The organism is Enterobacter sp. UPMP701 (assembly GCF_053709515.1).
This window is the reverse complement of record NZ_JBSKJN010000003.1, coordinates 503,938-516,038: the sequence shown is the minus strand read 5'-3', so window position 1 is coordinate 516,038 and position 12,101 is coordinate 503,938. Positions and strand designations below refer to the sequence as shown.

The 12,101-nt window shown below is 55.7% G+C and carries 10 protein-coding genes; 4 read left to right on the top strand and 6 right to left on the bottom strand.

What is annotated here, in order from left to right:
• Positions 1-34 precede the first annotated feature (34 nt).
• The 3 genes from kdgA to zwf form a co-directional block, all read right to left on the bottom strand.
• Entirely contained in the window at positions 35-676 is a 642-nt protein-coding gene (kdgA, locus tag ACWKXT_RS11270) for a bifunctional 4-hydroxy-2-oxoglutarate aldolase/2-dehydro-3-deoxy-phosphogluconate aldolase (protein WP_006176036.1), read from the bottom strand.
• A gap of 39 nt (positions 677-715) precedes the next feature.
• Positions 716-2,527 carry a phosphogluconate dehydratase gene (gene edd / locus ACWKXT_RS11265; RefSeq protein ID WP_454532465.1) on the bottom strand — a complete coding sequence of 604 codons (1,812 nt, stop codon included), beginning with the start codon at positions 2,525-2,527 and terminating at the stop codon, positions 716-718.
• 234 nt (positions 2,528-2,761) lie between these two features.
• Complete coding sequence (zwf, locus tag ACWKXT_RS11260; RefSeq protein ID WP_271369308.1) at positions 2,762-4,237, bottom strand: glucose-6-phosphate dehydrogenase; 1,476 nt, start codon at positions 4,235-4,237, stop codon at positions 2,762-2,764.
• Between the two features lie 358 nt (positions 4,238-4,595).
• On the opposite strand from zwf, the gene ACWKXT_RS11255 reads away from it, so the two are divergent.
• Complete coding sequence (locus ACWKXT_RS11255) at positions 4,596-5,465, top strand: MurR/RpiR family transcriptional regulator (protein ID WP_454527771.1); 870 nt, start codon at positions 4,596-4,598, stop codon at positions 5,463-5,465.
• Positions 5,466-5,604: 139 nt separating this feature from the next.
• Positions 5,605-7,047, top strand: coding sequence for a pyruvate kinase (pyk, locus tag ACWKXT_RS11250; protein ID WP_020883399.1), 1,443 nt, complete (start codon positions 5,605-5,607; stop codon positions 7,045-7,047).
• Between the two features lie 62 nt (positions 7,048-7,109).
• Here the strand turns inward: pyk and lpxM are convergent, their stop codons facing one another.
• The 3 genes from lpxM to znuA form a co-directional block, all read right to left on the bottom strand.
• Entirely contained in the window at positions 7,110-8,081 is a 972-nt protein-coding gene (gene lpxM / locus ACWKXT_RS11245; RefSeq protein WP_454532464.1) for a lauroyl-Kdo(2)-lipid IV(A) myristoyltransferase, read from the bottom strand.
• Positions 8,082-8,200: 119 nt separating this feature from the next.
• A complete protein-coding gene (gene mepM, locus ACWKXT_RS11240) occupies positions 8,201-9,520 on the bottom strand; it encodes a murein DD-endopeptidase MepM (RefSeq protein WP_454527773.1) in 1,320 nt (439 codons plus the stop codon).
• Between the two features lie 15 nt (positions 9,521-9,535).
• Positions 9,536-10,480 (bottom strand): zinc ABC transporter substrate-binding protein ZnuA, encoded by a 945-nt coding sequence (znuA, locus tag ACWKXT_RS11235; protein WP_454532463.1) that lies wholly within the window; start codon positions 10,478-10,480, stop codon positions 9,536-9,538.
• 77 nt (positions 10,481-10,557) lie between these two features.
• On the opposite strand from znuA, the gene znuC reads away from it, so the two are divergent.
• Together znuC and znuB are read left to right on the top strand one after the other, a co-directional pair.
• Positions 10,558-11,313, top strand: coding sequence for a zinc ABC transporter ATP-binding protein ZnuC (gene znuC / locus ACWKXT_RS11230; RefSeq protein WP_014884314.1), 756 nt, complete (start codon positions 10,558-10,560; stop codon positions 11,311-11,313).
• Positions 11,310-12,095: a zinc ABC transporter permease subunit ZnuB gene (gene znuB, locus ACWKXT_RS11225; protein ID WP_454527774.1), complete on the top strand. Its 786-nt coding sequence runs from the start codon at positions 11,310-11,312 to the stop codon at positions 12,093-12,095. Before znuC ends, znuB begins: the two co-directional genes overlap by 4 nt.
• Positions 12,096-12,101 lie beyond the last annotated feature (6 nt).

Sequence of the window (12,101 nt, the reverse complement as noted above, 5' to 3'; positions counted from 1 at the left end):
GGCCTAAAGGCCCGTTTTTCATGCTGAGAATGACTTACTGCTTCGCGCCTTCAACTGCTTCACGAGCCAGTTTCGTGATGCGATCCCAGTCGCCCGCTTCCAGCGCATCCGCCGGAACCAGCCATGAACCACCGATGCACAGCACGCTTTTCAGTGCCAGGTAGTCACGGTAGTTAGCCGGGGAGATACCGCCCGTTGGGCAGAAGCGTACCTGTGAGAAGGGACCCGCAATTGCCTGCAGCGCTTTGGTGCCGCCGTTCGCTTCTGCCGGGAAGAATTTGAACTCTTTCAGGCCGTAGTCCATGCCCAGCATCAGCTCAGAAACGGTGCTGATACCCGGGATGAGAGGAATAGTGCCTTCGGTCGCGGCTTTCAGCAGCGGCTCGGTCAGGCCGGGGCTGATGGCGAACTGCGCGCCCGCTTCGGTCACATCTGCCAGCTGCTGCGCATTGAGAACGGTACCCGCACCGATGATGGCGTCCGGCACTTCTTTAGCGATGGCGCGGATAGCATCCATCGCGCAGGCGGTACGCAGGGTCACTTCCAGAACGCGAACGCCACCCGCAACCAGCGCTTTCGCCATTGGCACCGCGTGCTCCAGCTTGTTTACCACGATAACCGGCACGACAGGGCCAGTGGTCAGGATTGCTTCTGCACTTGTTTTCCAGTTTTTCATCAGAGTTTTCTCTCGCCAGATCGTTAAAATCAAGTCGTCTTAAAACGTAATACAGGTTGCGCCCTGCTCCGCACCGGAGAGTTTCTCACGCAGCGCGCTGAACATTTCGCGTCCGGTCCCCACGCGCGATGCGCTCAGGTCAGGAATATGAGGCTGACGTGCCGCCAGTTCGGCGTCGTCCACCAGCAGGGTTAACTCACCTGTCTGGCCGTTCACGCGGATCATGTCACCGTCGCGCACTTTCGCCAGCAGGCCGCCGTCGTAGGCTTCAGGCGTCACGTGGATGGCGGAAGGCACTTTTCCGGATGCGCCTGACAGGCGGCCATCGGTCACTAACGCAATTTTGAAACGGCGGTCCAATAATACACCAAGTGGTGGCATAAGTTTATGTAATTCTGGCATGCCGTTCGCTTTTGGCCCCTGATGACGGACCACTACTACGCAGTCTTTATCCAGCAGACCGGCGTCAAAGGCAGGCAACACGTCGTGCTGGCTTTCAAACACTACCGCCGGGGCCTCGATAACCTGGTTCTCTTCCGGCACGGCAGAGGTTTTCATCACCGCGCGGCCAAGATTACCGCTCAGCACTTTGGTACCGCCGTGATGGGAGAACGGTTTGTCGATAGTGGCAATCACCTGCGGATCAAGAGACGCGCTTGCCCCGTCGCGCCAGTCCAGTTCGCCGTTGTTCAGCCATGGCTCCTGGGTGTAGCGCTGCAGGCCAAAGCCCGCCACGGTGTTGACATCTTCATGCAGCAGACCGCCTTTCAGCAGCTCGCGCATCAGCACCGGAACGCCGCCCGCGGCCTGGAAGTGGTTAATGTCAGCCGGGCCGTTCGGGTACAGGCGCGCCATCAGCGGCACCACGGAGGAGATATCGGAGAAATCATCCCAGTTGATCTGAATGCCCGCCGCACGCGCCATCGCCACAAGGTGCATGGTGTGATTGGTTGAACCGCCGGTCGCCAGCAGCGCAACGATACCGTTGACGATGACTTTTTCATCGACCATTTTGCCCATCGGCATCCATTCGTTGCCGTTTCCGGTCAGACGCGTCACCTGACGAGCCGCAGCTTCGGTCAGCGCCTGGCGCAGCGGCGCATCCGGCTGGATGAAGGATGAGCCCGGAAGCTGCATCCCCATAAACTCCACCACCATCTGGTTGGTGTTGGCCGTACCGTAGAACGTACAGGTCCCCGGCGCATGGTAGGACGCGGCTTCCGCCTCCAGCAGCGCCTGACGATCGGCTTTGCCTTCCGCATACAGCTGGCGGATACGCACTTTTTCTTTGTTCGGCAGGCCGCTGGCCATCGGGCCGGACGGCACGAAGATCGCAGGCAGGTGACCAAACGACAGCGCGGCCATCACCAGGCCCGGGACGATCTTGTCGCATACGCCGAGATACAGCGCGCCATCAAACATGTTGTGTGAGAGACCCACCGCAGCAGACATTGCAATCACTTCACGGCTCAGCAAGGACAGCTCCATACCGTCCTGCCCCTGCGTCACGCCGTCGCACATGGCCGGGACGCCGCCCGCCACCTGCCCCACGGCATTCACGCTGTGCAGCGCTTTACGAATGATGTTGGGATAAACCTCATACGGCTGGTGAGCGGAAAGCATATCGTTATAGGAGGTAATGATAGCGATATTGTTACGCAACATGCTTTTCAGCGAGGCTTTATCATCAGGCTGGCAGGCGGCGAAGCCGTGGGCCAGGTTACCGCAGGCCAGCTGAGAACGGTGGACGGTGATGCTCTTCGCCTGTTCGATGCGGGCGAGGTAGGCCGAACGGGTCTCTTTCGAGCGCTCGATAATGCGTTGTGTTACGCGTAACAATACAGGATTCATAAAAGCTCCTTTAATTTATCTGTCCGGGCTCGGGAGTTTACAAAGTCGCTGGCGATTGTTAACAACGCTGAAACGCTTGCTGTCCGGAGCTCAGGGGCAAAATCACTTCCGGCAGTGTAATAAAAAAAGCTCCGCGGGTGAATCCACACGGAGCTTAAAAGTATAAAAATTGTGCCACAAACTGTGTTAGATCATGTTACCGGTAAAATAACACTTTTGGGCTAGCGGATTATCCTACTCAAACTCGTTCCAGGAGCGTCCATCGCGGGTGATCATTGCCACCGATGCGACCGGCCCCCAGGTACCCGCCTGATACGGTTTTGGCGCATCCTGATCGGCAGCCCAGGCTTCGGTGATGGAGTCGACCCATTTCCACGCCTCTTCCACTTCATCGCGACGCACGAACAGCGCCTGGATACCGCGCATGGTTTCCAGCAGCAGACGCTCGTAGGCATCGGCCAGGTGCGTCTGGTTGAATGTTTCGGAGTAGCTCAGATCCAGCTTGGTGGTCTGCAGGTTATGCTTGTGATCCAGGCCCGGCACTTTGTTCAGGATCTGGATATCGACCCCTTCGTCCGGCTGCAGACGAATGGTCAGTTTGTTCTGCGGCAGCTCCTGCCAGGACTCTTTGAACAGGTTCAGTTCCGGGTTTTTGAAGTAGACAACCACTTCGGAACATTTTGTCGGCAGACGTTTACCGGTACGCAGGTAGAACGGCACGCCGGCCCAGCGCCAGTCGTCGATATCCACGCGGATCGCCACAAAGGTCTCGGTGTTGCTGGACTTGTTTGCACCCTCTTCTTCCAGGTAGCCCGGCACTTTTTTGCCTTGTGCAAACCCGGCGGTGTACTGACCGCGAACGGTCTTCTCGCGCACGTTGGAGCGGTCAATGCGGCGCAGCGACTTCAGCACTTTAACTTTGGCGTCGCGGATGCTGTCAGCCGTCAGGTCAGACGGTGGAGACATGGCAATCATGCACAGAATTTGCAGCAGGTGGTTCTGGATCATGTCGCGCATCTGACCGGCCTGGTCAAAGTAACCCCAGCGACCTTCAATCCCCACCTCTTCCGCCACGGTAATTTCCACGTGGTCGATAGTACGGTTGTCCCAGTTATTCACAAACAGGGAGTTAGCGAAACGCAGCGCCAGCAGGTTCAGTACCGTCTCTTTACCCAGATAGTGGTCGATACGGTAAACTTGGCACTCTTCAAAGAACTCGCCCACCTGGTCGTTGATTTCACGCGAGGTTGCCAGCGACGTACCCAGCGGCTTCTCCATCACCACGCGCGCCGGCTTGGCGTTCAGTTTGGCTTCGCCCAAACCTTTGCAGATAGCGCCAAAGGTGCTTGGCGGCATGGCGAAATAGTTGATGGTGACACGATTTTTCTGATCCAGCATGGCACCCAGACGGGCAAACGCGCTGACGTCATTGACGTCCAGGTTGCAGAAATCGAGACGTCCGCTCAGGGTATCCCACAAACTTTCATCAATTTTTTCCTTCATGAAAGTTTCGAGCGCCTCGCGGACGACTTTGGTATAAGCGTCCTTATCCCAGTCGGCGCGCCCAACACCCAGGATACGGGTATCCGGATGAATTTGGCCCGCTTTCTCCAGTTGATACAGGGAAGGCAGCAATTTCCGGCGTGCAAGATCGCCTTTCGCGCCGAAAATGACCAGGTCACATGCCTGGGCTGTTTGCGTTACCGCCATGTCATTCTCCTCAGTTGGATCACCTGGTACTTCTGCCAGGTATCGTTGTAATTTTATTACAATGCACTGTACTGCTTTTACGTCATTCCCGAAACCATTAGCGCTTATCGTCTCGTGCGATACGGCGAATTTTCGCGCTTTAGCTGATTACGGCGGCCTGATGACGCAACAGCCGTCGATAATTTGCGCAACAGGGTCATAGCAAAACCCGACATCGATCAAGTAATGAAAAAAAACAACAACATTATCTTGTCGACTGTTACCCTTTATGGAAGCCACAGGGGTAATATCGGCTAAATCGAATCAAGATTTCATCTATAAATGAAATCGTTTCCACCCCATGAGCGCCCTGCTAACAATGAACATGCTTGAAAAAATCCAGTATCAACTGGAACACCTTAGCAAATCCGAGCGAAAAGTGGCTGAAGTCATTCTGGCCTCTCCCGCTCAGGCGATTCATTCAAGCATCGCCGCTCTGGCTCAGGAAGCGGGCGTCAGTGAACCGACGGTCAACCGCTTCTGCCGCAGCCTGGAAACGCGCGGCTTTCCTGATTTTAAACTGCATCTGGCACAAAGTCTGGCAAACGGCACCCCTTATGTTAATCGCAATGTGGATGAAGACGACAGCGTAGATGCCTATACGGCAAAAATATTTGAGTCAGCCATGGCCACGCTTGACCACGTTCGCCAGTCTCTGGATATGAGTTCCGTGAATCGCGCGGTGGATTTGCTCACCCAGGCCAAACGCATTGCATTCTTCGGTCTTGGCTCGTCAGCCGCCGTAGCGCACGACGCCATGAACAAATTTTTCCGCTTTAACGTGCCGGTTATTTATTCCGATGACATTGTGCTGCAACGCATGAGCTGTATGAATTGCAGTGAAGATGATGTCGTGGTACTGATTTCGCACACTGGCCGCACCAAAAGCCAGGTTGAGCTGGCGCAGTTGGCCCGTGAAAACGATGCCATGGTAATCGCCCTCACCACGGCGGGCACGCCCCTGGCGCGGGAAGCGACTCTCGCTATCACCCTGGACGTGCCTGAGGATACCGACATGTATATGCCGATGGTTTCCCGTCTGGCACAGCTTACGGTAATCGACGTGCTGGCAACCGGCTTTACCCTTCGCCGGGGCGCAAAATTCAGAGATAACTTGAAGCGAGTCAAGGAAGCGCTGAAGGAATCGCGTTTTGATAAAGAATTGCTTATAAAGAGCGATGTTCCCTGAAAGTAGATAACGAAGACGTAACCCATAATTAGATGTAACGATTTCCGGCATTCGGCCCCCTCTTTGCTGCCTTGCAGCAGATGAAGGCCGATTCAATGTTCACGCAACACCAAAGTTGTTTCAGTCAACGGAGTATTACATGTCCAGAAGGCTTCGCAGAACCAAGATCGTCACCACCTTAGGCCCGGCCACCGATCGCGATAATAACCTCGAAAAGATTATCGCCGCTGGCGCCAACGTGGTGCGTATGAACTTCTCACACGGTACGCCAGAAGACCATAAATTACGTGCCGATAAAGTGCGTGAGATCGCAGCAAAGCTAGGCCGCCACGTTGCCATCCTTGGTGACCTGCAGGGTCCTAAAATTCGCGTATCGACCTTCAAAGAGGGGAAAGTTTTCCTCAATATCGGCGACAAATTCCTGCTGGATGCCAACCTGGGCAAAGGTGAAGGCGATAAAGAGAAAGTCGGGATCGACTATAAAGGCCTGCCGGCTGACGTGGTGCCTGGCGACATCCTGCTGCTCGATGACGGTCGCGTACAGCTGAAGGTGCTGGAAGTTCAGGGGATGAAAGTGTTCACCGAAGTCACCGTCGGCGGCCCGCTCTCCAACAATAAAGGCATTAACAAACTGGGCGGCGGCCTCTCTGCGGAAGCGCTGACCGATAAAGACAAAGCGGACATCGTAACGGCTGCGCTGATCGGCGTTGACTACCTTGCCGTCTCCTTCCCGCGCTGCGGCGAAGATCTGAACTATGCGCGCCGTCTGGCACGTGACGCAGGCTGCGATGCCAAAATCGTCGCGAAAGTTGAACGTGCGGAAGCCGTGTGCGATCAGGATGCGATGGACGATGTGATCCTCGCGTCTGACGTGGTGATGGTTGCCCGTGGCGATCTGGGCGTCGAAATTGGCGACCCGGAGCTGGTGGGTATTCAGAAGGCGCTGATCCGTCGCGCGCGTCAGCTGAACCGCGCGGTGATCACCGCCACCCAGATGATGGAATCCATGATCACCAACCCAATGCCAACCCGTGCGGAAGTGATGGACGTGGCTAACGCCGTGCTGGACGGTACCGATGCGGTGATGCTCTCTGCGGAAACCGCGGCAGGACAGTATCCGGCAGAAACCGTGGCCGCGATGGCGCGCGTCTGCCTGGGCGCTGAAAAGATCCCAAGCATTAACGTTTCTAAACACCGTCTGGACGTGCAGTTCGACAACGTGGAAGAAGCCATTGCGATGTCCGCCATGTATGCTGCCAACCACCTGAAAGGCGTTACGGCGATCATTACCATGACCGAATCCGGCCGTACCGCGCTGATGACTTCCCGTATCAGTTCTGGCCTGCCAATCTTCGCGATGTCCCGTCACGAGCGCACGCTGAACCTGACGGCGCTGTACCGCGGCGTGACGCCGGTTCACTTCGACAGCACCAATGACGGCGTAGCTGCGGCGCACGATGCCGTAAACCTGCTGCGCGACAAAGGCTATCTGGTGTCCGGTGATATCGTCATCGTGACCCAGGGCGATGTGATGAGCACCATCGGCTCAACCAACACCACCCGCGTACTCACGGTCGAATAATAACGGTAAATGTGCGATCCCCTCTCCCCTATGGGGAGAGGGACAGGGTGGGGGGTGTTTTTTTATTTCCTCGGATAAAGTTCTTTGCGTTTATAGGGCTCTGTTTCACCCGGCTTACGTGTTTTCAGCAGCTTCAGGATCCACGTGTACTGTTCAGTATGCGGCCCCACCAGCAGTTCCACCTCTTCATTCATGCGACGCGCGATGGTGTGGTCGTCCGCGGTGAGCAGATCATCCATCGGCGGACGCACTTCAATACTCAGGCGATGCGTTTTACCGTCATAAACCGGGAAGAGTGGGATCACGCGGGCACGACAGACTTTCATCAGGCGACCAATTGCCGGGAGCGTGGCTTTATAGGTCGCAAAGAAGTCAACAAACTCGCTGTGTTCGGGGCCATGGTCCTGGTCCGGCAGATAGTAGCCCCAGTACCCCTGACGTACGGACTGGATAAACGGCTTTATACCATCATTACGCGCATGCAAACGTCCGCCAAAACGACGACGTACCGTATTCCAGACAAAATCGTAGATTTTGTTGCCCTGGTTATGGAACATCGCCGCCATTTTCTGCCCCTGGGAAGCCATCAGCATCGCCGGGATATCTACGCCCCAGCCGTGTGGCACGAGGAAAATAACCTTCTCGTCATTTCGACGCATTTCGTCGATGATGTCCAGCCCTTTCCAGTCAACGCGGTCGATGATTTTTTCCGGCCCTTTCAGCGCCAGCTCCGCCATCATCGCCATCGCCTGCGGGGCAGTGGTATACATCGCATCGATGATCGCCTCGCGTTCGGCATCGCTTTTTTCAGGAAAACAATAATAGAGGTTGATCTGCGCACGACGACGCGCGCTTTTACCTAACCGCCCGGCCAGACGGCCTATTTTACCCAGTACAGGATCGCGCAGGGCGGCAGGCAGCATGGCGACCCCTGCGAAGGTATAAACGCCCAGCCAGGCGCCCCAGTTGCGCGGATGTCGGAAGGATTTTTCAAACTCGGGAATGTATTCAATATTATTTTTTTTTGTTTCCATGCTGGTTCCAGGGTCTGGTGACGCAAAAATTTATTCAATAGTGTAGCGAGGCAGCCGTCCACGCACAAAAGAAAAAGCCGGCGCATACTGACACCGGCTTTTTTCACAAAACAGAAGGCTTAGTTTAAGCTCAGCTGCGGTATCACCTCTTTCGCCTGCGCCAGGTAATCAGAACGATCTTTACCTGTCAGACCTTCGGTGCGAGGCAGTTTCGCCGTCAGCGGGTTCACGGCTTGCTGGTTGATCCACACTTCATAGTGCAGGTGCGGGCCAGTAGAGCGTCCGGTATTACCGGAGAGCGCGATACGGTCGCCACGTTTCACTTTCTGCCCCGGTTTGACCAGCAGCTTACGCAGGTGCATATAGCGCGTGGTGTAGGTGCGGCCGTGACGGATAGCAACGTAATAACCCGCTGCGCCGCTGCGTTTTGCCATCACCACTTCGCCGTCGCCAACCGACAGCACCGGCGTGCCCTGCGGCATCGCGAAGTCTACACCACGGTGGGGAGCTACGCGCCCGGTAACCGGGTTCAGACGACGCGGGTTGAAGTTAGAGGACACACGGAACTGTTTAGCCGTCGGGAAACGCAGGAAGCCTTTCGCAAGGCCTGTACCACTGCGGTCATAGAACTTGCCGTCTTCAGCGCGAATGGCATAGTAGTCTTTGCCCTCGGAGCGCAGACGCACGCCCAGCAGTTGGCTCTGCTCGCGCTTGCCGTCCAGCATTTCACGGGACATCAGCACGGAAAACTCGTCGCCTTTCTTCAGCTTACGGAAGTCCATCTGCCACTGCATGGCTTTGATTACCGCGCTGATTTCACCGCTGGTCAGGCCCGCATCACGGGCGCTGGAAACAAAGCTTCCACCCACGGTGCCTTTCAACACGCTGTTAACCCAGTCCCCCTTCTGCATTTCACTGGTCATTTTGAAACCGTTTGCAGTGCGGTCGTAGGTGCGGGTTTCGCGACGGGACATTTCCCAGGTCAAACGCTGGAGATCGCCATCCGCCGTTAATGTCCAGGAGAGCTGCTGCCCTATTTTCAGGTTACGCAGGTCTTTATCCGCCGCCGCCAGCTGGCTGATATTACCCATGTCGATACCGTACTGGTTCAGCACGCTGCTCAGCGTGTCACCGGTAGAGACAACGTATTCGTGGATCCCTGCTTCGTTCTCGGTTTTATCGTCCAGCTCATCCTGCGGGATAGCTTCATCTTCCTGGGCTGCCTGGTCGATTGGCTCACTGGCTTCAGGCAGCAAAGAACGGATCTCGCTCTTTTCAAGCTCAATGGTTTTAATGATAGGGGCAGAACTCGGGTGGTAAACATAGGGCCGCCAGACGGCGACCGCTAAGGTGAGAACTGTAAGCGACCCCAGCATAACGCGGTGGGGTCGAGGCAGATTGTTAAATGCCAGGGCGACAGAGCGGGCTATCTGTTGCACGTATTCACTTCCTCGTTAATCTCCTTTCAGGCAGCTCGCATACTGGTTCGCCAGTTGGCTGAGGAACTGCGAATAGCTCGCTTTGCTCAACTGGATATTCGTACCTAGCGGGTCAAGGGTTCCCATGCGCACGGATGTTCCCCTGGCCACGGCTTCTACGACCGCTGGCCTGAACTGTGGCTCAGCAAAAACGCATGTCGCTTTCTGCTCAACCAACTGTGTTCTGATTTCATGTAAACGCTGCGCACCAGGTTGAATTTCAGGGTTGACGGTGAAGTGACCCAGCGGGGTCATGCCGTAGTGTTTTTCGTAATAGCCATAGGCGTCATGAAAAACGAAATACCCTTTTCCTTTCAACGGTGCGAGCTCATTACCTACCTGCTTATCGGTTGCGGCTAATTGTGCCTCAAAATCCTTCAGGTTGGCGTCTAGCTTGGCTCGACTTTGCGGCATAAGTTCCACTAATTTGTCATGGATTGCAACCGCTGAAAGCCGCGCTATCTCTGGGGATAGCCAGAGATGCATGTTGTACTCCCCGTGATGGTGATCCCCATCACCTTTTTCATCCTCTGCTGCGTGATGGTCATGTTCGTCACCGTCATCATCCGCCCCTTTCATCAGCAGCGGTTTCACGCCGGGAAGCCCGGCAATCGCGACCTGTTTTTCACCGGCAATCTGTTTGGCGGATTTCTGCATGAACGCTTCCATCTCTGGACCAATCCAGACAACTAAGTCTGCGTTTTGTAAGCGTTTTACATCAGACGGGCGCAGGGAATAGTCATGCTCTGAAGCCCCATCCGGGAGCAGAACCTGAGTTTGTGTTACCCCGTCGGCAATCGCCGACGCGATGAATCCAAGCGGTTTAAGCGAAGCGACAACGGCAGCGTTAACATCTTGTGCGGTTGTTCCCCAAAGGGCGGTGGATAATGCTGCGAAAAGAAGCGTATTTTTATGTAACATAATGCGACTGATCATCGTAGTGAATGCGTGGAATGTGATATTATAACATTCGTTGACTTCTTCAAGCTTAAATTGACATGACGACTCTGGTTTCTCTTGACAATATTTCGGTCTCCTTTGGCCAGCGCCGCGTCCTCTCTGACGTGTCGCTGGATTTGAAGCCCGGTAAAATTTTAACGCTGCTCGGCCCCAATGGGGCAGGTAAATCCACTCTGGTACGCGTGGTGCTGGGTCTGGTAACACCGGACGAAGGTGTGATTACGCGCGAGGAAAAATTGCGGATCGGCTATGTGCCGCAAAAATTACATCTGGACGCCACCCTGCCGCTCACGGTGAGCCGCTTTCTGCGCCTGCGTCCCGGCACGCGAAAAGCCGATATTCTCCCGGCACTGAAACGCGTGCAGGCGGGTCATCTTATCGACGCGCCGTTGCAGAAGCTGTCCGGCGGTGAGACGCAGCGCGTTTTGCTGGCCCGTGCGCTGCTGAGCAGCCCGCAGTTGCTGGTGCTGGATGAGCCCACCCAGGGCGTTGACGTCAATGGTCAGGTCGCGCTTTATGATTTGATCGACCAACTGCGCCGCGAACTGAACTGCGCCGTGCTGATGGTCTCCCATGACCTGCATCTGGTGATGGCGAAAACTGACGAAGTGCTGTGTCTTAACCATCACATTTGCTGTTCCGGTACGCCTGAAGTGGTCTCAATGCACCCGGAATTTATCTCCATGTTTGGCCCTCGTGGTGCTGAACAGCTGGGTATCTATCGCCATCATCATAATCACCGCCATGATTTGCAGGGACGAATCGTTCTGCGTCGGGGAAATGGACACTCATGATTGAACTTTTACTGCCCGGCTGGCTGGCCGGGGTTATGCTTGCCTGCGCCGCGGGCCCACTCGGCTCGTTTGTGGTGTGGCGCAGAATGTCCTACTTTGGCGATACCCTCGCGCACGCTTCTCTTCTGGGCGTGGCCTTCGGTCTGCTGCTGGACGTAAATCCCTTTTATGCGGTGATTGTGGTCACGCTGCTGCTGGCGGCCGGTCTGGTCTGGCTGGAGAAGCGCCCTCACCTCGCGATTGATACGCTGCTTGGCATCATGGCGCACAGCGCCCTGTCGCTGGGTCTGGTCGTTGTTAGCCTGATGTCAAATATCCGCGTGGACCTGATGGCCTACCTGTTTGGCGATCTGCTGGCCGTGACGCCTGACGATCTCATCGCTATCGCCATTGGCGTGGTGGTGGTACTGGGTATTCTGCTGTGGCAGTGGCGGAATTTACTGGCAATGACCGTCAGCCCGGATTTAGCCTTCGTCGACGGCGTGAAGCTGCAGCGCGTCAAGCTGCTGCTGATGCTGGTGACGGCGTTAACGATTGGTGTCGCAATGAAGTTTGTCGGCGCGCTGATTATTACATCGCTGCTGATCATCCCTGCCGCCACGGCGCGTCGGTTTGCCCGCACGCCGGAGCAGATGGCCGGCGTGGCCGTGATTATCGGGATGATTGCCGTAACGGGCGGGTTAACCTTCTCGGCGTTTTATGACACGCCTGCGGGGCCGTCCGTGGTATTGAGCGCGGCGGTGCTGTTTATTTTCAGTATGATGAAGAAGACCGCAAATTAACATCGA